This is a genomic window from Pseudomonas sp. JL27(2026) (genome assembly GCF_056933555.1).
The window spans coordinates 1,991,639-2,016,897 of sequence record NZ_CM167794.1 but is presented as its reverse complement, the minus strand read 5'-3'; the positions used below and the strand labels follow the sequence as shown (position 1 = coordinate 2,016,897).

General features: G+C 61.1%; 17 protein-coding genes. 12 read left to right on the top strand and 5 right to left on the bottom strand.

Translation table 11 applies throughout. From position 1 onward, the window contains the following. Positions 1–102: 102 nt before the first annotated feature. Positions 103–945, top strand: coding sequence for a xanthine dehydrogenase accessory protein XdhC (gene xdhC, locus AC1Z1G_RS09160; protein WP_483626546.1), 843 nt, complete (start codon positions 103–105; stop codon positions 943–945). Between the two features lie 24 nt (positions 946–969). Next, the gene (guaD, locus tag AC1Z1G_RS09155; protein ID WP_483626545.1) at positions 970–2,274 is read left to right on the top strand and encodes a guanine deaminase; all 1,305 of its coding nucleotides are present in this window, start codon (positions 970–972) and stop codon (positions 2,272–2,274) included. A 253-nt stretch (positions 2,275–2,527) separates the two neighbouring features. Here guaD and AC1Z1G_RS09150 read toward each other — a convergent pair whose 3' ends face one another. Next, positions 2,528–3,292, bottom strand: coding sequence for a GntR family transcriptional regulator (locus tag AC1Z1G_RS09150; protein WP_483626544.1), 765 nt, complete (start codon positions 3,290–3,292; stop codon positions 2,528–2,530). Positions 3,293–3,688: 396 nt separating this feature from the next. Here AC1Z1G_RS09150 and AC1Z1G_RS09145 point away from each other — a divergent pair, with 396 nt between their 5' ends. Further along, positions 3,689–4,879 carry a benzoate/H(+) symporter BenE family transporter gene (locus AC1Z1G_RS09145; RefSeq protein ID WP_483626543.1) on the top strand — a complete coding sequence of 397 codons (1,191 nt, stop codon included), beginning with the start codon at positions 3,689–3,691 and terminating at the stop codon, positions 4,877–4,879. Positions 4,880–4,938: 59 nt separating this feature from the next. Here the strand turns inward: AC1Z1G_RS09145 and AC1Z1G_RS09140 are convergent, their stop codons facing one another. Next, on the bottom strand, positions 4,939–5,283 hold the full coding sequence (locus AC1Z1G_RS09140) for a YggL family protein (protein WP_095082694.1): 345 nt from the start codon (positions 5,281–5,283) through the stop codon (positions 4,939–4,941). 232 nt (positions 5,284–5,515) lie between these two features. Here AC1Z1G_RS09140 and dacB point away from each other — a divergent pair, with 232 nt between their 5' ends. Next, positions 5,516–6,976, top strand: coding sequence for a D-alanyl-D-alanine carboxypeptidase/D-alanyl-D-alanine endopeptidase (gene dacB, locus AC1Z1G_RS09135; protein WP_483626542.1), 1,461 nt, complete (start codon positions 5,516–5,518; stop codon positions 6,974–6,976). A gap of 77 nt (positions 6,977–7,053) precedes the next feature. On the opposite strand, the gene AC1Z1G_RS09130 is transcribed toward dacB, so the two are convergent. Continuing rightward, positions 7,054–9,444, bottom strand: coding sequence for a sensor domain-containing diguanylate cyclase (locus AC1Z1G_RS09130; RefSeq protein WP_483626541.1), 2,391 nt, complete (start codon positions 9,442–9,444; stop codon positions 7,054–7,056). A 228-nt stretch (positions 9,445–9,672) separates the two neighbouring features. Then, a complete protein-coding gene (rlmKL, locus tag AC1Z1G_RS09125; protein ID WP_483626540.1) occupies positions 9,673–11,943 on the bottom strand; it encodes a bifunctional 23S rRNA (guanine(2069)-N(7))-methyltransferase RlmK/23S rRNA (guanine(2445)-N(2))-methyltransferase RlmL in 2,271 nt (756 codons plus the stop codon). A gap of 544 nt (positions 11,944–12,487) precedes the next feature. Here rlmKL and rmf point away from each other — a divergent pair. Then, positions 12,488–12,703 carry a ribosome modulation factor gene (gene rmf / locus AC1Z1G_RS09120; protein WP_003223300.1) on the top strand — a complete coding sequence of 72 codons (216 nt, stop codon included), beginning with the start codon at positions 12,488–12,490 and terminating at the stop codon, positions 12,701–12,703. 296 nt (positions 12,704–12,999) lie between these two features. Here the strand turns inward: rmf and AC1Z1G_RS09115 are convergent, their stop codons facing one another. Next, entirely contained in the window at positions 13,000–14,019 is a 1,020-nt protein-coding gene (locus AC1Z1G_RS09115) for a quinone-dependent dihydroorotate dehydrogenase (RefSeq protein WP_483626539.1), read from the bottom strand. Positions 14,020–14,266: 247 nt separating this feature from the next. Between AC1Z1G_RS09115 and AC1Z1G_RS09110 the strand changes: the two genes are divergently transcribed. From AC1Z1G_RS09110 to AC1Z1G_RS09080, 7 genes are all read left to right on the top strand, one after another. Further along, positions 14,267–15,478 carry a CmpA/NrtA family ABC transporter substrate-binding protein gene (locus tag AC1Z1G_RS09110; protein WP_483626538.1) on the top strand — a complete coding sequence of 404 codons (1,212 nt, stop codon included), beginning with the start codon at positions 14,267–14,269 and terminating at the stop codon, positions 15,476–15,478. A 15-nt stretch (positions 15,479–15,493) separates the two neighbouring features. Further along, positions 15,494–16,069 (top strand): ANTAR domain-containing response regulator, encoded by a 576-nt coding sequence (locus tag AC1Z1G_RS09105; RefSeq protein WP_347905028.1) that lies wholly within the window; start codon positions 15,494–15,496, stop codon positions 16,067–16,069. A 368-nt stretch (positions 16,070–16,437) separates the two neighbouring features. After that, positions 16,438–17,649, top strand: coding sequence for a nitrate/nitrite transporter (locus tag AC1Z1G_RS09100; RefSeq protein WP_483626537.1), 1,212 nt, complete (start codon positions 16,438–16,440; stop codon positions 17,647–17,649). A gap of 7 nt (positions 17,650–17,656) precedes the next feature. Beyond that, positions 17,657–19,327, top strand: coding sequence for a bifunctional protein-serine/threonine kinase/phosphatase (locus tag AC1Z1G_RS09095; protein WP_483626536.1), 1,671 nt, complete (start codon positions 17,657–17,659; stop codon positions 19,325–19,327). A gap of 447 nt (positions 19,328–19,774) precedes the next feature. Continuing rightward, positions 19,775–22,228: a nitrite reductase large subunit NirB gene (nirB, locus tag AC1Z1G_RS09090; protein WP_483626535.1), complete on the top strand. Its 2,454-nt coding sequence runs from the start codon at positions 19,775–19,777 to the stop codon at positions 22,226–22,228. Further along, complete coding sequence (nirD, locus tag AC1Z1G_RS09085) at positions 22,225–22,542, top strand: nitrite reductase small subunit NirD (RefSeq protein ID WP_483626534.1); 318 nt, start codon at positions 22,225–22,227, stop codon at positions 22,540–22,542. The genes nirB and nirD overlap by 4 nt, the downstream gene beginning before the upstream one ends. Next, positions 22,542–25,259, top strand: coding sequence for a nitrate reductase (locus AC1Z1G_RS09080; protein ID WP_483626533.1), 2,718 nt, complete (start codon positions 22,542–22,544; stop codon positions 25,257–25,259). Before nirD ends, AC1Z1G_RS09080 begins: the two co-directional genes overlap by 1 nt.

Genomic DNA, 25,259 nt, shown 5'->3' with positions numbered 1-25,259 from the left:
GCCTTCGCGAGCAAGCCCGCTCCCACAAGGGAATGCGGTCAAATGTGGGAGTGAGCCTGCTCGCGATGAGGCCCGAACAGACAACACAGATGTGAGGTGAACATGTACAACTGGATCAGCGCCCTCGCCGACCTGCAAACCCAGGGTGAACCCTGCGTGTTGGTGACCATCATTGAAGAGCTCGGCTCGACACCGCGCAATGCCGGCTCGAAAATGGTCGTCAGCGCCGCGCAAAGTTTTGACACGATTGGTGGCGGGCATCTGGAATACAAGGCAATGCAGGTCGCCCGGGAGATGCTTGCCAGCGGCAAGCAGGACACCCACCTGGAGCGCTTCACCCTCGGTGCCAGCCTGGGCCAGTGCTGCGGCGGCGTGACCGTGTTGCTGTTCGAACCCATGGGCCAGGTCCAGGCACACATTGCCGTGTTCGGTGCCGGCCACGTCGGCCGTGCGCTGGTGCCGCTGCTGGCCAGCCTGCCCTGCCGGGTGCGCTGGATCGACTCGCGAGAAGCCGAGTTCCCCGAGCACATCCCCGACGGCGTGCGTAAAATCATCGCCGAAGAGCCGGTCGACGAAATCGATGACCTGCCCGCCGGCAGCTACTGCATCGTCATGACCCACAATCACCAGCTCGACCTCGAACTTACTGCTGCGATCCTCAAGCGTAACGACTTTGCCTACTTCGGCCTGATCGGCTCGAAGACCAAACGGGTCAAGTTCGAACATCGCCTGCGTGATCGCGGTTTCGACAGCGCCGTGCTGCAACGCATGCGCTGTCCGATGGGCCTTGGCGAAGTCAAAGGCAAATTGCCTGTGGAAATCGCCATCTCCATCGCTGGCGAAATCATCGCCACCTATAACGCGAATTTCGGCCAGCACACCGCAAAAGCCGAACCCATTGCCAAACTGCTGCCCGCGTCACGCCGCAGCCACGCTTCGAACTAAAAAGCCACACACTGAGAACACCTCATGCCTTTGACACGCAAAGCCTACCGCGCCGCCATCCTGCACAGCATCGCCGACCCGGCCGAGGTCGGGATCGAAGCCTCCTACGAGTATTTCGAGGATGGTTTGCTGGTGATCGAAAACGGCCAGATCAGCGCCCTTGGCCCAGCCTGCGAACTGCTCGCCAGCCTGCCTGCCGACATCCAGGTCACCCATTATCAGGACGCACTGATCACCCCTGGCCTGATCGACACCCACATCCACCTGCCGCAAACCGGCATGGTCGGGGCTTACGGCGAGCAACTGCTGGACTGGCTCAACACCTACACGTTCCCGTGCGAAAGCCAGTTTGCCGACAAGGCCCACGCCGAAGAAGTCGCGGATATCTTCATCAAAGAACTGCTGCGCAACGGCACCACCACCGCACTGGTGTTCGGCAGCGTGCACCCGCAGTCGGTGGACTCGTTCTTCGAAGCCGCGCAGAAGCTCGACCTGCGCATGATCGCCGGCAAGGTAATGATGGACCGCAACGCCCCGGACTACCTGACCGACACCGCCGAATCCGGCTACCTCGAAAGCAAGGCACTGATCGAGCGCTGGCACGGCAAGGGTCGCCTGCACTACGCGGTGACGCCACGTTTTGCACCGACCAGCACCCCGGAGCAACTGACCCTCGCCGGCCAGTTGCTCACCGAGTACCCCGACCTGTACATGCAGACCCACATCAGTGAAAACCTGCAGGAAATCGAATGGGTCAAGGCGTTGTTCCCGGAGCGCAAGGGCTACCTGGACGTCTACGACCACTACCAACTGCTGGGCGAGCGCTCAGTGTTCGCTCATGGCGTGCACTTGTGTGATGAGGAATGCGCGCGCCTGGCCGAAACCGGTTCGGCCATCGCGTTCTGCCCAACCTCGAACTTCTTCCTTGGCAGTGGCCTGTTCAACCTGCCAATGGCCGAGAAGCACAAAGTGAACGTCGGCCTGGGCACGGACGTCGGCGGCGGTACCAGCTTCTCGCTGCTGCAGACCTTGAACGAAGCCTACAAAGTGATGCAACTGCAAGGCGCACGCCTGAGCCCGTTCAAGTCGCTGTACCTGGCCACCCTGGGCGGCGCTCGCGCACTGCGCCTGGAAGACAGGATCGGCACCCTGCAACCGGGCACCGACGCCGACTTCCTGGTGCTGGACTACAACGCTACCCCACTGCTCAGCTATCGCCTGAAACAAGCCAACAACATTGCCGAGACGCTGTTTGTGCTGATGACACTGGGTGATGACCGCACGGTGTTGCAGACCTATGCGGCGGGGAACCTGGTGCATCAGCGCTAAGGTATTCCGGGCATAAAACAAAACACCCTGCGAAAGCGTAGCCTTCGCAGGGTGTGGGGGTGACCATCTCATTAATCCCCCGCAGCCTTGAGAAACAAGCACGGGGGATTTTTTGTGTCTTTAAGACCGCTTTCGCGAGCAAGCCCGCTCCCACATTCGATTGATGCCAAACCACAGACAGTGGATTCAGCACATAACAACTGTGGGAGCGGGCTTGCTCGCGAAAGGCGCGACTCGGTGGCGCTGACTCAACTCAGAGTTTCGCGGTTGGCCGCCCAGGCTTCCTGGTTTGCAACAGGTGCGAGAACACGGCGTGCAAATCGTCCGAGGCGCTTTCTTCGTCGAGGTTGAGCTTGCTGTCGATGTGATCCATGTGATGCATCATCAGGCTCACCGCCAGCGTCACGTCACGGGCCTCGATGGCATCGATCAGTTGGGTGTGCTCATCGTAGGAACAGTGCGAGCGGTTGCCACTTTCGTACTGGGCGATGATCAAGGATGTCTGCGACACCAGGCTGCGCTGGAAGCTGATCAGCGGCGTGTTTTTCGCCGCTTCGGCCAGTTTCAGATGGAATTCGCCCGAGAGACGGATACCAGCACCACGGTCGCCACGGGAGAAACTGTCACGCTCCTCGTTGACCATCTGCCGCAGTTCGGCCAACTGCTCAGGCGTCGCATGCTCGACGGCCAGCTCAGTGATCGCCCGCTCCACCAGACGCCGCGCCATGAACACCTGACGCGCTTCATCGACACTCGGGCTGGCAACCACGGCGCCACGGTTAGGCCGCAACAACACAACACCTTCATGGGCCAAACGCGACAACGCACGGCGAATGATCGTGCGGCTGACTCCGAAAATCTCCCCCAGCGCCTCTTCGCTCAGCTTTGTACCGGGCGCCAGGCGCTGTTCGAGGATGGCCTCGAAGATATGCGCATAAACGATATCGTCCTGGGTTCCGCTGCGGCCGGCTTTACCTGCTCGCGGTTGTTTCTTGAGGGGCTGCAACTGTTCGTTCATGGGCACTCGAGTCGGGAGAACTGCGGCGAATTGACCGTGGCTGTCAGACAGCACAGTGGGTCGCTGGCAAGTATCGCGTAAAAAACAGGGCACATTGTACACAACCGGTGGTGGCAACACGACTGTACGGCTGTTTGTCGCCTCGGCTGTATTGCAATGGTCCGTCAGGTTTGAGTTTAGGCTTGAACGCATGAATCTGTGATCATTACCGCTTTTGTGGCGAGGGAGCTTGCTCCCGTCCGGCGGCAAAGCCGTCGTAAAGGCTACGAACGCATTTTAACTGAATCACTGCTTTGCCTAAGTGGGCGGGGCCGCTTCGCAGCCCAGCGGGGCAAGCTTCCTCGCCACAAAAGCGCCTCGTCACATTTGCTCCCATAAACAAGGAACACTGTTGTCATGAACGACGCCACGCACGTCCAGTTGCGCCCCTTGGCCGACACCTCGCCCTCGGCCATCGTTGCCGGCTTCATTGCGATGATGACCGGCTACACCAGTTCACTGGTACTGATGTTCCAGGCCGGCCAGGCTGCGGGCCTGACCAGCGGGCAGATTTCGTCATGGATCTGGGCGATCTCGATCGGCATGGCCGTGTGCTCGATCGGCTTGTCGCTGCGCTATCGCACCCCCATTACCATCGCCTGGTCCACCCCCGGCGCGGCGCTGCTGATCACCAGCCTGTCGGGCGTGACCTACGGCGAAGCCATCGGCGCCTACATCACCTGCGCGGTCCTGGTAACGATTTGCGGCATGACCGGCAGCTTCGAGCGCCTGGTCAAACGCATCCCGGCGTCGCTGGCTGCTGCGTTGCTGGCGGGCATCCTGTTCAAGATCGGCAGTGAAATCTTTGTCGCCGCCCAGCACCGCACGGGCCTGGTGCTGGGGATGTTCTTTACTTACCTGATCGTCAAACGTCTTTCACCCCGCTATGCGGTGCTCTGCGCACTGCTGATCGGTACGGCGCTCTCCGGGTTCATGGGCTTGCTGGACTTCAGCGGCTTCCACCTGGAAGTCGCAACGCCTGTCTGGACCACACCGCACTTCTCGCTGGCGGCGACCATCAGTATCGGCATTCCGCTGTTCGTGGTGGCCATGACCTCGCAGAACATGCCCGGCATCGCCGTGCTGCGCGCCGACGGCTACAACGTCCCGGCCTCGCCGCTGATCACCACCACCGGGATTGCCTCGTTGCTGCTCGCGCCGTTCGGCTCCCACGGAATCAACCTGGCAGCCATTAGCGCCGCCATCTGCACCGGGCCGCACGCCCACGAAGACCGCAACAAGCGCTATACGGCCGCCGTCTGGTGCGGGGTTTTCTACGGAATCGCCGGGGTTTTCGGCGCAACGCTGGCGGCACTGTTTGCGGCACTGCCTAAAGAACTGGTGCTGTCGATTGCTGCGCTGGCGCTGTTCGGTTCGATCATCAATGGCTTGAGCATTGCCATGGCGCAAGTGCAGGAGCGTGAAGCGGCGCTGATTACCTTTATGGTCACGGCATCGGGGCTGACGCTGTTTTCCATCGGGTCGGCGTTCTGGGGGATTGTGGCGGGGGTTGTGACTTTGCTGATTCTGAACTGGCGCAAGGCCTGAGGCTCCGCAGGAGCGAGCATAAAAAAACGGCGACCCTTGGGTCGCCGTTTTTTATGACATCAGGCTACCGGATTGATTGGCTTTTCCGGGTACCAAACGTCCAGCAACGGGCTGACTTCAACGCTGGTCAGCTCGGTGCGGCCTTTCAGCCAGGCTTCTACTGCGGCGCGCTGTTCTGCGCTGACCGAGCCACGCTTTTGCAGGCAAACCAGACCGAAGTCGTCGCCGCCAACATAGCCCAGGCCGTTTGCTTCCATGGCTTCTTTCAGGAACGCATCGAGGAAAGCGTCAATGGCTTCGTCAGCCAAATCTTCTTTGAAATCCAGGTTCAGTTCGAAACCCAGCTCTTGAAATTCATCGACGCACAGTTTTTTGCGCAGACGCTGGGAACGGTTAGTCGCCATTGGAACAATCCTCATAAGTAATAACGGGCGGCACTTTAGCAGTTTAAGCCGCTGTTTGCCCGACTCTCTGGCCGCTCGCGCCTACCGCTGGTAAAAAAATAACGGATTAGCCACTGCGCCTGAAGCACAAGGCGCTATACCTTGGGCATAATGCCGACACTTTCATGACCACTGAGGGAACTTTTCAACATGCCCTCCTCTTTTTCCCCTCGGCTGTAGGGTTTTATTTCAGATGATCAAATCTTTGCGTCCATTGTTTCTGGCCAGCCTTCTTCTGCCCCTGGCCCTGCCTCTTTCTGCCGCCCCTATCAACACCGCGCTATCACCCAAGGTTCAACAAGCCCTCAAGGCCAGCAAACTGCAGGACAATGCCCTGTCGCTGGTGATGATCCCGCTCAACGGCCCCGGCACCCCGACCATTTTCAACGCGGACGTGTCGGTCAACCCAGCCTCCACGATGAAACTGGTCACCACCTACGCCGCCCTGGAAATGCTCGGCCCCAATCACCAGTGGAAAACCGAGTTCTACACCGACGGCACCCTCAGCGGCGGCATCCTGAACGGTAACCTGTACCTCAAGGGCGGCGGCGACCCCAAGCTGAACATGGAAAAACTCTGGCTGCTGATGCGTGACCTGCGGGCCAATGGCGTGCGCCAGGTCACCGGCGACCTGGTGCTGGACCGCAACTTCTTCGTGCAACCGCAACTGCCCGAGTTCAACGACGACGGCAATGACGAAAACAAACCTTTCCTGGTCAAACCCGACTCGCTGATGGTCAATCTCAAGGCCCTGCGCTTTGTGGCGCGTAACGATTCGGGTCGAGTGCTGGTGTCGGTCGAACCGCCGATCGCCAGCATCCGCATCGACAACCAGGTCAAGGCCATCAATTCCAAGCAGTGCGCCGGTGATGTTCGCTACAACCCGGTGACCCAGGCCGATGGCGGCGTGACCGTGACGGTCAACGGTCAGTTGGGAGATGGCTGCAGCTCCCAGACCTACCTGTCGCTGCTCGATCACGCCACCTACACCGCTGGCGCCGTCCGTGCGATCTGGCAGGAACTGGGAGGCAGCATCCAAGGCAAAGACCGACTGGCCAGCGTACCGAAAGACGCCAAGGTCCTGGCCCGCGCCTTTTCGCCAGACCTGGCGGAAGTCATCCGCGACATCAACAAGTACAGCAACAACACCATGGCCCAGCAGCTGTTCCTGAGCCTGGGCGCGCAGTACCGCAATGACGCCGACGGTGACGACGCCAAAGCTGCACAACGCGTGGTGCGCCAGTGGCTGGCGAAAAAAGGCATCACCTCGCCGCATCTGGTGATGGAGAACGGCTCCGGCCTGTCGCGTGCAGAACGCGTCAGCGCCCGTGAAATGGCCAGTCTGCTACAAGCTGCCTGGAGAAGCCCGTACTCGGCCGAGTTCGTCAGCTCGATGCCGATTGCCGGCATGGACGGCACCATGCGCAAGCGCCTCAAGCGCACCGCCATGGCCGGTGAAGCCCATATCAAGACCGGCACCCTGAACACCGTGCGCGCCATCGCAGGCTACAGTCGCGACAGCAACGGCAACACCTGGGCGGTAGTGGCGATCCTCAACGATCCAAAACCGTTTGGCGCGTCCTCGGTACTCGATCAGGTGCTGCTGGATCTGTACCGCCAGCCGAAGCTGACGGCTGCCGCTTCGGCGCTGTAACCCGAACCTCCACGCACCAAAGATCCAATGTGGGAGCAGGCCGCCCGGCGTGCTCCCACAAGGATCAGCGTGCAGCCCTAGCTCAGTTGCGCCTCAACCCGATCCCGGCCCGCCTGTTTCGCTGCGTACACCCCGGAATCCGCCCGTAACAACAACCCGTCCGCGCCTTCCCCGGCACGCCAGCCGGCGATCCCGAAACTGGCCGTCACGATCCCGACCTCGTCAATCGGCGCGCTGCGCAACCCCTGCCATAACTCTATCGCGAGGGTATGCGCCTGCTGTGCGTCGCTGTCCGGGCACAGCACCATAAACTCCTCCCCGCCCAGACGACAGAACACATCGGTACGCCGCAGACGATGGCCAATGCGCTCGCAAACAGCCTTGAGCACCCGGTCGCCCACCGCGTGGCCATGCTGGTCGTTGATGCGCTTGAAGTGATCGATGTCGAGCATGATCACCGCCAGTTCGCCACCTGCGCGCTCGACCCGGGCCATTTCGGAGGTCAGGCGTTCCTGGAAATAACGCCGGTTATGAATGCCGGTCAGGGCGTCGGTCACCGACAGGGCGCGCAGCTCTTCCTCGACCCGCTTCAAATCGGAAATATCGGAAATATAGCCATGCCACAACACGCCACCGCCCGGCAGTTCCTCCGGCGTTGCCTCACCCCGCACCCAGCGCAAACCGCGCTGCGGCAATTGCACGCGGTACTCCTCGCGCCAAGGGCTGAGCCTGTTCGCCGAGGTGCGAATCGAGGCGCGCACGCGGGACACATCCTGCGGGTGAATGCGGGCGAAGATCGCTTCGGCGTTCATCAGCAACACATCCGGCTCAAGTTCGTAGATTTCACGGATACCGTCGCTGGCATAAATCACGCTGAAACGACCGTCGAACTCCATCTTGCATTGATAGATCCCGCCGGGCACGTGGGCGCTGAGTTTCTTGAGTAACAGGTCGCGCGCCGCCAGCGCCTCGTGCACCCGCTTGCGCTCGGTGATGTCGATACAGATCGCCAGGTGCCCGACCCACAAGCCGTGCTCATCCAGCACCGGCGTGGTCAGCATATTCACCGCCAGATGACTGCCATCGCACCGCACCAGCGTCCATTCGCGCGCCTCATGCCCGTCCTGCTCACCTTCTTCTACCTGCATGGCCTGAGCGCTCGAAATCGGCTTGCCATAGCGTTCGCTCAACTCTCTGGCCCGCGCCTCAAGCTCTCTGGGCAGGTGCAGGTTTTCCAACCTCATGCGCCCCAGCACTTCGCCACTGCGGTAGCCCAGCATTTGCTCGGCGCCGGCGTTGAAGGTGCTGATCACGCCGCGCAGGTCCGTTGCGATGATTGCCACCTGGGTCGCTGCATCCAGCACGCTGCGTAGTTGTCCGTGGGTACCGCGCAACTCTTGTTCACGGGCGCGCAATTCCCGAGTGCGCTGCTCCACCAGCGTCAATGCTCGCTGTCGCTGATTGACCAGCACATAGAGCAACGCGCTGAGCAACAGGCTCAAGAGCGCGCCGAGCACCACCAGGCTGGCCACCGAGGAGTGGTTGGTCTGCATGAATGCGGCGCTTGGGCGGATATCCACTTGATAGTCGTGATCGCCCAAACGCAACAAACGCGTTGTCAGCAAACGGCTGGAGGCTGGCGGATTGAGCGACTCGTACAGCACTTCGTGCTGTTCCCCGGCGGACAGGTCCAGGATACGCACCGAGAGATTGTCATGACTCTGCTCAGGCAAGCCGTCGGCCACCAATTGCCGCAGGCTGATGACCGCGATGACGTAGCCATACGGCTCGGTTGTCGCCGCCTCACGCGCGGTGACCGGCGCCACCAGCAGCACGCCACGGGCGTAGGCCTGGTCGACACCGACCAGGTGCATGGGCTGCGAGACCGCGAGACCGCCGTGGGAACGCGCCCGTTCGAGCGTCGAACGGCGCAGGGGTTGGGCGAGCAGGTCGTAACCCAAAGGCGAACCGAGGTGGCTTTGCGTCTGGCTGTAGAGCACAGGGACGTACTCATCGCGCTCACCGGCCACTTGCAACTCATCGGCGACGTTCAGGTCACGAATACTGAAGCCTGCCAAACCCTGTTCCCGCACCCTCGCCTCGAATGCCGACCGCTCGGCGCGACTGACCCGAGGCGCCCAGGCATAGGCCTGAGTACGGTGCAGCAGCGGCTTGGCGTAGCCATCGAAATCCTGACGTGTGACTACACTTGAATTGACAAAGAATCGCCGCAGGCTGTCCAGGCGTTGCTCCTGGTCCTGAAAGCGTTCTTCGATGCGGCTGTAGCGTTCGCTGGCAAGCAGTTGAAAGCGTTGTCGCAACTGATGCTGGAACAGATTGAGGGTCGCCCAGGCGAGTAACCCCGTGAGAATTCCCCCGGCCAGCAATACCAACAAAGCGACCCGCCAGGCCGAAACATCTTCGCTGATAAAGCCCAGGATCTTGGGGCGGACGGCTTGCAACGACATAGGCGCAACTCATAAACGCCAGCGAGTGTAGGCCACACTCAGGCTGTGCCTGAGTTATAGCTATTAGCCATTAATTTGACCAGCGTTATGAATCCACAGAGCCTTTGAAAATCAAGGCTCTGTGGGTAATGCCGATCAGTTAGAGCACGAAACAGGTGGGAGCGAGCTTGCTCCCACAAGGATTTCACTTAACTGACTGGCATCAAGCTCTGTGGATCCATTGAGCGCTTAGCGCAGGGTGATTTTCCAGGCGCGGTGGATTTTGCCGTTGCGCACGAAGTCCGGGTCGATGGTTTGCGCGGTGATTTCTTCCACGGCATATCGCTCGGCGAGGTTTTCCTCGAGCTGGAACTTGCGGAAGTTGTTGGAGAAATACAGCACGCCGCCCGGTGCAAGGCGCGCCATCGCCAGGTCGAGCAACTGCACGTGGTCACGCTGGACGTCGAAAATCCCTTCCATGCGCTTGGAGTTGGAGAAGGTCGGCGGGTCGATGAAGATCATGTCGAACTCGTCACGACTGGCTTCCAGCCACGCCATCACATCGCCCTGCTCCAGACGGTTCTTGTCCGAGAAGCCATTGAGCGACAGGTTGCGTCGTGCCCAGTCCAGGTAGGTTTTCGACAGATCGACGCTGGTGGTGCTGCGCGCACCGCCCTTGGCCGCGTGCACGCTGGCGGTCGCGGTGTAGCAATACAGGTTGAGGAAGCGCTTGCCGGCCGCCTCTTTCTGAATCCGCAGGCGCATTGGACGGTGGTCCAGGAACAGCCCGGTGTCGAGGTAGTCGGTGAGGTTGACCAGCAACTTCACGCCGCCTTCGTTCACTTCGGTGAACTTGCCCTGGGCGCTCTGGCGCTCGTACTGCTTGGTGCCGCTCTGACGCTCGCGACGCTTGACCACCACACGGCTCTTGTCGATGTTCAAGGCCTGCGGAATGGCCGCCAGGGCATCGAACATCCGCGCCGAGGCTTTTTCCGGATCGATGGATTTTGGCGCGGCGTATTCCTGGACGTGGACCCAGTCGTGGTACAGGTCGATGGCCATGGAGTATTCCGGCATGTCGGCATCGTAGACGCGGTAGCAGTCGATGCCTTCACGCTTGACCCACTTGCCCAGCGCCTTGAGGTTTTTTTGCAGGCGGTTGGCAAACATCTGCCCGCCTTCGCTCAGACGCGCCTGCTCAACCACGGGCACCGGGGCCGGCGCTGGCTTGATCGGGTTGCCGTTCTTGTTGTACTGACGCTCTTGCGGCTCGACCGGCGCCTGATCGTAGGCCGCCTGTTCGCGTTCAGCCTGACGCTGTTCCGGGGTACGACGCTCGCCGGTGACGAACTGGTCCGGCAGGACTTTGATCAGCAGCAGCTTGCACGGCAAGGCACCGTTCCAGAACGAATACTGTTTGTGGCTGCGGATGCCCATGCGCTTGCCCAGGTCCGGTGCGCCGGTGAACACCGCCGCTTCCCAGTTCAGGCAGGCCTGACGCAGACGCTCGCCGAGGTTCTGGTAGAGGTAGAGCAAGCTCGCCTCGTCGCCCAGACGCTCGCCGTACGGAGGGTTGCAGATCACCAGGCCTTTCTGGTTCTGATCCGGACGCGGCTCGAACGTCGCGACTTCGCCCTGGTAGATCTTGATCCACTCGCTCAGACCGGCGCGCTCGACGTTGTTGCGACCTGGTTGAATCAGGCGTGGGTCAGCTTCGTAGCCACGAATCCACAGCGGTGGCTTGGCCAGGCCGGCAGCAGCGCGAGCGGTGGCCTCTTCGTGAAGTTTTTTCCACAGGGCAGGTACGTGACCCAGCCAGGCAGTGAAGCCCCACTGCTCGCGACGCAGGTTCGGCGCCATGTCGGCGGCGATCATCGCGGCCTCGACCAGGAACGTACCGACACCGCACATCGGGTCGGCCAGAGCGCCGCCTTCGGCAGCAATACGTGGCCAGCCGGAACGAATCAGAATCGCTGCCGCGAGGTTTTCCTTCAGCGGCGCCGCGCCTTGCTGCAAGCGATAGCCGCGCTGGTGCAGGCTGTGACCGGACAGGTCAAGCGACAGGATCGCTTCGCCACGGTCCAGACGCAGGTGAATGCGCAGGTCCGGGTTGAGCTTGTCGATGGATGGACGCTCGCCCGAGGGGGTACGCAGTTTGTCGACAATGGCGTCCTTCACTTTCAGGGCGCCGAAGTGCGTGTTGTCGATGCCCGAGCCGTGACCACTGAACTCGACGGCCAGGGTACCGTCGTTGAGCATGTGATCCTGCCACTCGACATCCAGCACGCCGTGGTACAGGTCTTCGGCGTCCTTCATCGGGAAGCGTTTCATGACCAGCAGCACCCGGTTCGCCAGACGCGACCACAGGCACAGGCGATAGGCCGTTTCCATGTCGGCCATGCCGCGCACGGCCGAGGTGTGCTCACGCGCTTCCTCAAGGCCAAGCCCGACGGCTTCCTCGATGAGCAGGCCTTCGAGACCTTTAGGGCAAGTGAGGAAGAGTTCGTAACGTTCCGACATGGGAATTCCAGGACCTTTAGCAATAAGTGAACGGGCAACGCATCGACCGTCCGGTTTTCAATCAAGCGCTTTTCTTGAAGAGCGCTCGCGTGGCACGAAGGTGTGCCGTTCCACCCCTGCGACTCAACACCCGAAGGTTGAAAAGAGCTTAGATGCAGGGGCAGATAAAAAATTCGTTGCAACAAAATGTCATAACTCGACCCTTCGTCGAATAGTACCCGAGTGCAACGGGTGGGCATTCTCACTAAAGCATTAACCCCATCATTTACTGGGAGCCCGATCATACCGGGCTTTGCTTATCAAACCGGTTACAAACGAGATGTTTCTTATGGCCATAGCACCTAGATGGTTACGTGCTTATGACAAAACGATCATTCCCTCGATGTGACGCTTTGGTTAGAACTCACTACAGGTTGACGTCGCAACGGCGTCAACACCTTGGCTCGCGACGCCGGCAGCGAGCCGCCAACGGCAGAGAATTTTCTGCCAGACCTCAATAGAGGTCGACGCGAAAAATACAGTCAACAAGTGAGGGAAACACCCTATGAGAAGACTTAAGCGTGATCCGTTGGAAAGAGCATTTTTGCGCGGATATCAATATGGCGTTGGTGGTAAATCCCGTGAGCTTTGCCCATTTACTCTACCGTCGGTACGCCAAGCCTGGATCAACGGCTGGCGAGAAGGACGCGGCGACAACTGGGACGGTATGACCGGCACTGCGGGAATCCATAGACTCAACGAACTTCACGCCGTCGGCTAAACGGGGCACACATTCCGACACGACAATCTGAATACGCAACACCTTAACCACGCACGTCCCATCCGGACGGCGGGCTTCGGCCCAGGGGCTCCTTCGAGGAGCCCTTTTTTATGCCTGTAAAAAATTACGGTGGGGCTTCTGTGGCGAGGGGGCTTGCTCCCGCTGGGTTGCAAAGCGGCCCAAAAACCAATCAACTCGGTGTATCAGGTAAAGCGCGATTGTATGATTTACGACTGCTTCGCAGCCGAACGGGAGCAAGCCCCCTCGCCACAAAAGCCCTTACCCATACCCAGGGTTTAGCGCAAGGCCGCTATGGCGTCGACCGATCCACGAATCAGCGCCGGACCTTTGTAGATGAAGCCTGAATACAGCTGCACCAGGCTCGCACCCGCGGCGATTTTCTCAGCCGCGTGCTTGCCTTCGGTAATCCCGCCCACCGCAATAATCGGTAAACGCCCAGCCAACTCGGCTGCCAGCACCTTCACGGTGTGGGTGCTCTTGTCACGCACGGGTGCACCCGACAAACCGCCCATCTCGTCACCGTGCTCCAGGCCTTCAACGCCGACGCGGCTCAGGGTGGTGTTGGTCGCGATGACCGCGTCCATGCCGGTTTCAACCAGCGCTTGTGCAACCTGAGCGGTTTCTTCGTCAGTCATGTCCGGGGCAATCTTGATCGCCAGTGGCACATGTTTGCCGTGGCGCAGCGCCAGCTCGGCCCGGCGTGTGGCCAGGTCCGCCAGCAGTTGCTTGAGCGAATCACCAAATTGCAGGCTGCGCAGGCCAGGGGTGTTCGGCGAACTGACGTTGACCGTCACGTAGCTAGCGTGGGTGTACACCTTGTCCAGGCAGATCAGGTAGTCGTCGACGGCACGTTCGACCGGCGTGTCGAAGTTCTTGCCGATGTTGATCCCCAGCACGCCCTTGTACTTGGCAGCGGCCACACGGGCCAGCAGATGATCGACGCCCTGGTTGTTGAAACCCATGCGATTGATGATCGCCTCGGCCTGCGGCAAGCGGAAAATCCGTGGCTTGGGGTTACCTGGCTGTGGACGTGGGGTAATGGTGCCGATTTCAACGAAGCCAAAACCCAATTGGGCAAACCCGTCGATGGCCGCACCGTTCTTGTCCAGCCCCGCCGCCAGCCCCACCGGATTGGGAAACTCCAGCCCCATGACGTTCACCGGCAACTGCGCCGGCGACTTGCACAGCAAGCCATTGAGGCCCAAACGCCCGCCTGCACCGATCAAGTCCAGGGACAGGTCGTGGGAGGTTTCCGGGGAGAGTTTGAACAGCAGTTGGCGGGCCAGGGTATACATGGGCGGGTTTGACTCGGTTGGCGGCGAAGTAAGGCGGCGATTATAGCCGGGCATGGGGCTCGCACGCGAGGCGCACGATGAAATCAGCAGCCAGTGGCATATGCCTTGCACTTGTTAGCGCATCAGCACTCATGCCAACGACGGGATGAGCCCCACAGGGCTGATGGAAAGGACAACGGCGTCGTCATCCGGCCTGATTTTCACGGCGGTCCGGGTACGGCGCTTTTTCATGCAAGGTGCTTATACGATGACTGAACCTCAAGCAGGCCCTCTGGCCTGGGTCAACGGCAGCGATGCCCCGGAAAAAACCGAGATCAACCTGGGTTTCATGGCCCTGAGCGACTGCGCCTCGGTGGTCGTTGCCGCGACCCAGGGCTTCGCTCAGCCCTATGGCCTGACGCTGAACCTCAAGCGCCAGTCGTCCTGGGCCAACCTGCGGGACAAACTGGTCAGCGGCGAACTGGATGCCGCCCATAGCCTGTACGGCTTGATCTACGCCGTACACCTGGGGATCGGCGGCGTGGCGACAACGGACATGGCGGTGCTCATGGGCCTGAACCAGAACGGCCAGAGCATCAACCTTTCCCACGGCCTGCAAGCCTTGGGCGTGACCTGTCCTGAAGCGCTGGACCTGCATGTGCACCAACGTCGCCCAAAACTCACCTTTGCCCAGACCTTCCCCACCGGCACTCACGCCATGTGGTTGTATTACTGGCTGGCGAGCCAGGGCATTCATCCATTGCGCGATGTCGACAGCGTCGTGGTCCCACCACCGCAAATGGTCGCGCACCTGCAGGCCGGGCGTATCGACGGTTTCTGCGTCGGCGAACCCTGGAGCGCCAGCGCGGTACGGCAGAACCTCGGTTTCACGTTGGCGACGAGCCAGACTATCTGGCCCGATCACCCGGAAAAAGTCCTCGGCTGCACCCGTGCCTTCGTCGAGCATTACCCGAACACCGCCCGAGCCCTGGTCATGGCGATTCTGGAAGCCAGCCGTTTCATCGAACAAAGCAGCGAAAACCGCCGCAGCACCGCACAGCTGTTGAGCGCCCCCGCCTACCTCGACGCGCCGCTGGACTGTATTGAACCGCGTCTGTCGGGCGACTACGCAGACGGCCTCGGCCATCGCTGGCAGGACCCGCACGCGCTGCGCTTTCATGCCGATGGCGAGGTGAACATTCCGTACCTGAGCGATGGCATGTGGTTCATGACCCAGTTCCGGCGCTGGGGTTTGCTGCGCGAAGACCCGGACTATCTGGGCGTGGCGCGCCAGGTCCAGCAACTGGGCGTCTACCACGACGCCGCCAGGGCGCTGGGCGTCGCAGCTTTGGGCCAGGAGATGCGCAGCAGTCAGTTGATCGACGGTAAAACCTGGGATGGCTCGGACCCGGCGGCGTACGCCCGAAGCTTCAAGCTGCACGCCATGGCCGACACTCCCGCCCTTCTCGCCCGCCGCTGACAGGAGGCCATGACCATGTTGCGTATCCTGCTGATCAACGACACCGCAAAAAAAGTCGGGCGACTCAAAGCCGCGCTGACAGAGGCAGGCTTTGAGGTGATCGACGAGTCCGGCCTGACCATCGACCTGCCCGCACGCGTCGAAACGGTGCGCCCGGATGTAATCCTGATCGATACCGAGTCACCGAGCCGCGACGTGCTGGAGCAAGTGGTGCTGGTCAGTCGCGACCAGCCACGGCCGATTGTGATGTTCACCGACGAGCACGACCCGGGAGTGATGCGCCAGGCGATCAAGTCCGGCGTCAGTGCCTACATCGTCGAAGGCATTCATGCCGCGCGCCTGCAACCGATCCTCGACGTGGCGATGGCGCGTTTCGAAAGCGATCAGGCGCTGCGCGCCCAACTCCAGGCTCGTGACCAGCAACTGGCCGAGCGCAAGCGCATCGAACTGGCCAAGGGTTTGCTGATGAACATGAAGGACTGCAATGAGGAGCAGGCCTACACCCTCATGCGCCGCCAGGCCATGAGCCGCCAGCAGAAGCTGATCCAGGTGGCGGAGCAGATCATTGCCATGAGCGAGTTGTTGGGTTGAGCCGATCGTTGTGGCGAGGGAGCTTGCTCCCGCTGGGGTGCGAAGCTCCCCAAAACCTGCCAGCGCATCGTGTCAGATAAAGCCCATCAGCCAGATCACGACTGCTTCGCAGCCGAACGGGAGCAAGCTCCCTCGCCACAAAAGCAGGCGGTTGGCACAGATCTCGCTATGTAATCGGCACAGGTAACCAACGGCGGTTGCCCCACCTACGACAAAGACGTCGCTCACCCGTTCGCCCCTCACGGCGAATCAGGTGGCGGCGTTTTTTCGTTTTGGCCCCACAGCCCGGGGCCGGTGGTGCGGCCGTTGCGGCGCCCCACCGCAACGCTCACGACTCCTATCGAGACTCTAAACCGCTGAGGTGCGCGATGAATTCAAGCTTCTGGAAATCCGGCCACACCCCGACCCTGTTCGCAGCGTTCCTGTATTTCGACCTGAGCTTCATGGTCTGGTACTTGCTCGGCCCCTTGGCGGTGCAAATCGCCGCCGACCTGCACCTGACCACCCAGCAACGCGGACTGGTGGTGGCCACGCCGATTCTGGCCGGGGCCATCCTGCGCTTCGTGATGGGCTTGCTGGCGGATCGTCTGTCACCCAAAACCGCCGGGCTGATTGGCCAGGTGATCGTGATCTGCGCGCTGTTCGGCGCCTGGAAACTCGGCATCCACAGCTACGAGCAAGCCCTGCTGCTTGGCGTATTCCTCGGCATGGCCGGCGCCTCGTTCGCCGTCGCCCTGCCCTTGGCCTCGCAGTGGTATCCGCCGCAGCATCAGGGCAAGGCCATGGGCATCGCGGGCGCGGGCAATTCGGGTACGGTGCTCGCGGCGCTGATCGCCCCGGTGCTCGCAGCAGCGTTTGGCTGGAGCAACGTCTTCGGCTTTGCCTTGATCCCGCTGATCCTGACCTTGATTGTGTTTGCCTGGCTGGCGAAAAACGCCCCTCAACGACCGAAAGCCAAAGCCATGAGCGACTATTTCAAGGCCTTGGGTGACCGCGACAGTTGGTGGTTCATGTTCTTCTACAGCGTAACCTTCGGCGGTTTCATCGGCCTGGCCAGCGCCCTGCCCGGCTACTTCAACGATCAATACGGCTTGAGCCCGGTCACCGCTGGCTACTACACCGCCGCGTGCGTATGTGGCGGCAGTTTGATGCGGCCACTCGGGGGCGCGCTGGCGGACCGTTTCGGCGGTATTCGCACCCTGTTGGCGATGTACACCTTCGCCGCTCTCTGCATCGCCGCCGTGGGCTTCAACCTTCCCAGCGCCTACGCGGCACTGGCGCTGTTCGTCTGCACCATGCTCGGTTTAGGAGCCGGCAACGGTGCGGTTTTCCAACTGGTACCGCAACGTTTTCGCCTTGAGATCGGCGTCATGACCGGACTGATCGGTATGGCCGGTGGCATCGGTGGTTTTGCCCTGGCGGCGGGCATGGGTGCGATCAAACAAAGCACCGGCAGTTACCAATTGGCGCTGTGGTTGTTCGCCAGCCTTGGCGTACTGGCGTGGTTTGGCCTGCACGGAGTCAAGCGTCGCTGGAGAACCACCTGGGGCTCGGCGGCAGTGACGGCGGCGCGGGTCTGAAGGGACGATGAGCCTGCAACTGAGCTTCGCCGAGGCCAGCGCCATCGGCCCACGGGACGAGAACCAGGACGCCCTGCGCCTGGTCACGCCGGCCGCCGAACTGGCGGCCAGCAAGGGGTTTCTGTTCGCCATCGCCGACGGCGTCAGCCAGTGCGCCGATGGCGGTCTCGCCGCCCGGACAACCCTGCAGGCATTGGCCCTGGACTATTACACCACGCCGCAAACCTGGGGCGTGGCCCAAGCGCTGGATCGCTTGCTGCTGGCACAAAATCGCTGGTTACAGGCCAACGGTGGCGGCTTGCCGTTGCTCACCACCGTCAGCGCCCTGGTGCTGCGAGGTCGACGCTTCACCCTGGCGCATGTCGGCGACTGCCGAGTGTACCGCTGGCATGCCGATCAGCTCCTGCGCATCAGCGAGGATCACGTCTGGGAGCAACCGGGCATGCAGCATGTGCTCAAGCGTGCATTGGGGCTGGACCAGCACCTGATGCTGGACTTTCTCGACGGTGAATTGCGCGCAGGCGAGAGTTTCGTCCTGCTCAGCGATGGGGTGTGGGCGACGCTGGGCGACACCACCATCGCGGCCATACTGCGCGACCAGCCCGACCTGCAAAGCGCCGCGCAAACCCTCGTCCACGCCGCACACCTGGCGGGTAGCCAGGACAACGCCAGCGCGCTGCTGGTGCGAGTCGACGCCCTTGGCGAAGCGAGCATCGGTGATGCACTGATTCATTTGCAGCAATGGCCGCTGCCGCCAGCGCTCAAACCCGGTCAGGTCTTCGAGGGCTGGCAGGTCGAGAGGCTGCTTGGGCACAGCCAGCAGTCGCTGATCTATCGCATACGCGATGGACAGCAACAGCCGTGGCTGCTGAAAACCCTGCCCTTGCCGTTGAGCAACGACACAGCGGCCGCACAGGCTCTGCTCTCCGAGGAGTGGTTTCTGAAGCGTGTTGCCGGTCGCAGCTTTCCGGAAATTCACCCGGCAGCTCAACGTCAACACCTGTATTACGTGATGCGCGAGTATCCGGGGCTGACCCTGGCCGAACTGTTCGCGCAAAACGGTCCGTTGCCGCTGCCCCAATGGCAACAACTGGCCGAGCGTCTGCTGCGGGCCGTGGGCATGCTGCATCGGCGGCAGATCTTCCATCGCGACATCAAGCCGGAAAATCTGTTGCTGGCTGACGACGGTGAGTTACGGCTGCTGGATTTCGGCCTGGCGTACTGCACCGGTTTATCCGAAGACCAATCGAATGCGCTGCCGGGCACCCCGAGCTACATTGCCCCGGAAGCGTTCAACGGGATTTCACCGACACCGCAACAGGATCTGTACTCGGTCGGCGTGACGCTCTATTACCTGGCCACCGGGCATTACCCCTACGGGGAAATCGAAGCCTTTCAGCGACCGCGCTTTGGCCTGCCCATCAACGCCAACCGTTATCGGCCGGATTTACCCGACTGGCTGGGACAAAGCCTGGAACGTGCGGTGTGCGCCGACCCGGCACAACGTTATGAGACGGCGGAGGAATGGTTGCTGGTGCTGGAGCAAGGTGAACGGCGCAGTTTGAGTGTGCGACCAAGACCGTTGCTGGAACGTGAACCGTTGAAGGTCTGGCGGACCCTGGCGCTGGTGTCGTTGCTGATCAATCTGGTGGTGTTGTATCTGGCATTTCATGGCTGAGATCCAGTCGCGCCTTTCGCGAACAAGCCCGCTCCCACAGGAGATCTTCAGCGAACACAACATCTGCATACGACGTTGATCAAATGTGGGAGCGGGCTTGCTCGCGAAAGCGGACTGATAGCCCCCTCAAATCTATCGCCCATACGCTCCATTAACGGGCGATGCGCCTTGATTCGGTGCAAAAAGCTCAAGTCAGGCACTGAATAACGAAGCAACCCCAACAAAACCAAGCCCTCCCCCGATTTGGCACAACCACTGCATTACCTGTTTCACCATACATAAAGCCCAGCCTTCAACGACGAAGGCTGAGCTTCCCTCAGAGCAGGGACCAGGACAAAGGCGTCCTCGCTAGGCAACTAGCGGGACGCCTTTTTTTGTTTGCGCAAAATATCTCGAGCCAGCCTGACCGCCCTGATGAGGCACGCCTGAGCTCCCCCGGAGAACCTGATGAAAAAACTAAAACTGGTGATGATCGGCAATGGCATGGCCGGGGTCCGGACCCTGGAAGAGCTGCTCAAACTGAGCGGCGAGCTGTACGACATCACGGTCTTCGGCGCCGAACCTCACACCAACTACAACCGCATCCTGCTGTCGCCGGTGCTGGCGGGTGAGCAGGCCTTCGAAGACATCGTACTCAACGACCTGAGCTGGTATCAGGATAACCACATCAAACTGCTGCTCAACCGCAAAGTGGTGGAGATCGACCGGGTCAAACGCCGGGTTATCGCCGAAGACGGCAGCGAAGCCGAATACGACCGCTTGCTGATCGCCACCGGCTCGACGCCATTCATCCTGCCGATCCCTGGCAACACCTTGCAAGGCGTGATCGGTTACCGCGACATCGCCGACACCCAGGCCATGATCGATACCGCCAAAACCCACAAACATGCCGTGGTGATCGGCGGCGGCCTGCTGGGCCTCGAAGCCGCCAACGGCCTGATGCTGCGCGGTATGCACGTGACCGTGGTGCACATCGGCGAGTGGCTGCTGGAACGGCAACTGGACAAAACCAGCGGCGAACTGCTGCAAGCTGCCCTGGAAGGTCGCGGCTTGCACTTTCGCCTATGCGAACAGACCCAGGCCCTGCACGACGCCGGCAATGGCCGGGTCGGCTCGGTGCAGTTCAAGAACGGCGACATCATCCCCGCCGATCTGGTGGTGATGGCGGCAGGCATTCGCCCCAACACCGAACTCGCAGAAAAGTCCGGCATCGCGTGCAACCGCGGGATTCTGGTCAACGACACCCTGCAAACCTATGACCCGCGCATCTACGCCATCGGCGAATGCGCCAGCCACCGAGGCATCGCCTACGGCTTGGTGGCGCCGCTGTTCGAACAGGCCAAGGTCTGCGCCAATCACCTCGCTCAACTGGGGTTCGCCCGTTATCAAGGCTCGGTGACCTCGACCAAGTTGAAGGTCACCGGCATTGACTTGTTCTCCGCCGGTAACTTCATGGGCGGCGAAGACACCGAGACCATTACCCTTTCCGACCCCATCGGCGGGGTCTACAAAAAACTGGTGATCAAGGATGACGTGCTGGTCGGCGCCTGTCTGTACGGCGACACCGCGGATGGCGGCTGGTATTTCCGGCAGATTCGAGAGAACCATGCCATCGGCGAGATCCGCGATCACCTGATGTTCGGCGAGCAGGCTCTGGGTGATGTAGGCCACCAGGGCCAGGACAAAGCCATGAGCATGGCTGACAACGCCGAAGTCTGCGGCTGCAATGGCGTCTGCAAGGGCACCATCGTCAAGGCGATTCAGGAACACGGGCTGTTCAGCGTCGACGAGGTCAAGAAACACACCAAAGCGGCAAGCTCCTGCGGCTCATGTGCAGGACTGGTGGAGCAGATCCTGATCAACACCGTCGGCGGCGCAGCAGACGTCAAACCGAAAAGCGAAAAAGCCATCTGCGGTTGCAGCGACCTCAACCACGGGCACATTCGCCAGGCCATCCGCGAACAGCACCTGCTGACCATCGCCGACACCATGAGCTACCTGAACTGGCGCACCCCGAATGGCTGTGCCACCTGCCGCCCGGCCCTCAACTACTACCTGATTTCCACATGGCCGGGCGAGGCCAGGGACGATCCGCAATCGCGGCTGATCAACGAACGCGCCCACGCCAACATCCAGAAAGATGGCACTTACTCGGTAGTCCCACGGATGTGGGGCGGTGTGACCAACCCTTCAGAGCTGCGGCGCATTGCCGACGTCGCCGACAAGTACAACGTGCCGATGGTCAAGGTCACCGGCGGCCAGCGTATCGACTTGCTGGGGATCAAGAAACAGGACCTGCCCGGCGTCTGGAAAGATCTGGACATGCCGTCCGGCCATGCCTACGGCAAATCGATCCGCACAGTCAAAACCTGCGTCGGCAGCGAGTTCTGCCGTTTCGGCACGCAGAACTCCACGCAACTGGGCATCGAGCTGGAACATGACCTGTTCAACATGTGGTCGCCGCACAAAGTGAAACTGGCGGTCTCCGGGTGCCCACGCAACTGCTCGGAAGCGGGCATCAAGGACGTCGGAATTATCGGCGTGGATTCGGGCTGGGAGATGTACATCGGCGGCAATGGCGGGATCAAAACCGAGGTCGCGGAGTTCTTCGTCAAACTGAAAACCGCCGAGGAAGTACGCGAATACAACGGCGCCTTCCTGCAGTTGTACCGCGAAGAGGCCTTTTACCTCGAACGCACCGTGCACTACCTGCAACGGGTCGGCATGGAGCACATCAAGAAAGCCGTGCTGCAAGACCCGGCGCGTCGCAAGGCACTCAATGATCGGCTGCAATTCTCCCTGTCATTCGAGCAGGACCCGTGGAAAGAGCGCCTCGAGCAGCCGCTGTTGAAGAAAGAATTCGATGTCATCCCCGTGAAAAACCTGGAGGTGCCAGCATGAACTGGCTGGATATCTGCGCACTGGAAGAGATCAACGCCTTGGGTTCGCGCATTGTCAGCGGACCAAAAGGTGACATTGCGATATTTCGTACCAGTGACAACGAGGTTTTCGCCCTCGATGACCGCTGCCCGCACAAGGGCGGACCGCTGTCCCAAGGCCTGATCTACGGCAAACGGGTTGCCTGCCCGTTGCACAACTGGCAAATCGACCTCGCGTCCGGCGAGGCCCAGGCGCCAGACATCGGCTGCGCCCATCACCATCCGGCGCGGGTGGAGAACGGTCGGGTCATGCTCGCCCTGCGGGAAGCAGGCTGATGAGCCGCCAGACGACCGCCTCGACCTGCTGTTATTGCGGGGTGGGCTGTGGCGTACTGATCGAGCATGACGGTGAGCAAATCCTCGGTGTCAGCGGCGACCCGACGCACCCGGCCAACTTCGGCAAACTGTGCAGCAAAGGCTCGACGCTGCACCTCACCGGCGACCTTGCGGCCCGGGCGCTTTACCCCGAACTGCGGCTGAGCAAGGATTTGGCGCGCGGGCGGACCGATTGGGATACGGCCCTCGACCACGCCGCCCATGTGTTTGCCAACACCATTGCCGATCACGGCCCGGACAGCGTGGCGTTCTATATCTCGGGCCAATTGCTGACCGAGGATTACTACGCCTTTAACAAACTGGCGCGGGCGCTGGTGGGCACCAACAACATCGACAGCAATTCGCGGCTGTGCATGTCGTCAGCCGTGGTCGGCTACAAACGCAGCCTGGGCGCCGATGCCCCGCCGTGCAGCTATGAAGACCTTGAGCTGAGCGATTGCGTGATGATCGTCGGCAGTAACATGGCCTACGCCCATCCGGTGCTGTTTCGTCGACTGGAAGAAGCCAAGTCCCGCCGACCACAGATGAAAGTCATCGTCATCGACCCGCGCCGGACTGACACCTGCGATTTGGCCGACCTGCACCTGGCGATTTTGCCGGGCACCGATGTCGCGCTGTTCCATGGGATCTTGCACCTGTTGCTGTGGGAAGACTGGGTCGACCGTGAATTCATCAAGGCTCACACCGAAGGCCTGGCCGAGCTGAAAACCCTGGTGCGCGATTACACCCCGCACATGGTTTCACAGCTCTGCGGAATCAGTGTTGAACAGTTGCAGCAATGCGCCGAATGGGTCGGTACCTCGGCTAGCTTTCTGTCGCTGTGGTGCATGGGGTTGAATCAGTCCACGGCCGGCAGCGCGAAAAACAGCGCACTGATCAACCTGCACCTGGCGACCGGACAAATCGGCAGGCCGGGCGCAGGTCCGTTCTCCCTCACGGGTCAGCCGAATGCCATGGGGGGGCGCGAAACCGGCAGTTTGTCGAACTTGCTGCCCGGACATCGTGAAGTGGCCAATGCCGGGCATCGCGCCGAAGTGGCGGCGTACTGGGGTGTCGAAAAGCTGCCCGACACCACCGGGCTGACCGCCATCGAACTGTTCGAACAGGTCCGAAGCGGCAAGATCAAGGCACTGTGGATCGCCTGCACTAACCCGGCACAATCGCTACCGGATCAACAGTCCGTACGCGCGGCGTTACAGGCCTGCCCCTTCGTGGTACTGCAAGAGGCCTTCCGCACCACAGAAACCGCGCCCTTCGCCGATCTGCTGCTGCCTGCCGCCAGTTGGGGCGAGAAGGAAGGAACGGTAACCAACTCTGAGCGGCGAATTTCCCACGTTCGTCGTGCCATTAACGCACCGGGTGAAGCGCGCCCGGACTGGGCAATCACCGTGGATTTCGCACAACGCCTGGAGCAACGTCTGCGTCCGGGACTGCCCAGCCTGTTTACCTTCGAACAACCGGCGCAAATCTTTGACGAATTCAAACACCTGACACGCGGGCGGGACCTGGACCTGTCCGGCATCAGCCACACCCTGCTCGACCGGCTCGGCCCGCAGCAATGGCCCTTTGCGGAGGGTGCCTTGAACGGCACGCCACGGCTCTACGTGGACGGGATATTCCCCACCGAAAGCGGTCGCGCGCAGTTTGTCGCCGACCCTTATCGCGCCGCCAAGGAGCAACGCGATGCACGCTTTCCACTGACCCTGATCACCGGACGCTTGCGCGACCAGTGGCACGGCATGAGCCGCACTGGCACCGCCGCGCAACTGTTCGGCCATGTCAGCGAGGCGATATTGGGCCTGCATCCTGATGAACTGCGACGGCATCGATTGCAAAGCGGTGACCTGGTCAATCTGAAAAGCCGTCGGGGCAGTTTGATCGTCTCCGTCGGCAGCGACGACAGCGTGCGCCCAGGTCAGGCGTTTCTGCCGATGCACTGGGGGGATCGCTTTCTCAAGGGCGGTGTGAATGCCATCACGCAACCAGCGTTCGACCCCCTGTCAAAACAACCCGAACTCAAACACAGCGGCGTGCGTATCGAACCGGTCACGCTGCCATGGCAGTTGTTCGCATTGGTTGAGGGCAATGTCCAACAGCATTTCGAGACCTTACGACCGCTTTGCGAGGACTTTGCCTACGTCAGCCTCAGCCTCACCGGACGGGAACGCCCTGCATTGCTGATTCGCGCAGCCAGCAGCCAGGCACCTGCCCCACAGCGACTGCATGACATTGATCAACAACTGGGGCTTAACGATGGCCCAGTCTTGGCCTACGACGACCCACGCCGAGCGATTGGTAAACGGGTGCGCATCGAAAACGGACGAATCATCGCCATTCGTCTGGCCGGCGAAACCCTTGCACAACATTGGCTGCAAAACCTGTGGCTGGAAGGTCGGGCCGACGATCAGCTACGGCGCTGGCTATTGGCTCCGCTGAGCACGCCACCCGGCAGCGCAGGCTTATCCGTCAATGCCAACAAAACCCTGTGCAACTGCAAGAACGTCAGTGAAGGCGCGGTGTGTGCCGGTATTCGCAGCGGGCTGGACTTGCAGGGCCTGAAGCAACAACTGGGATGCGGCACGCAATGCGGCTCCTGTGTCCCGCAAATCAAGCGTCTGTTGGCAGCCAGCGTGCAGCCAATCGCAATCACCTCGTGA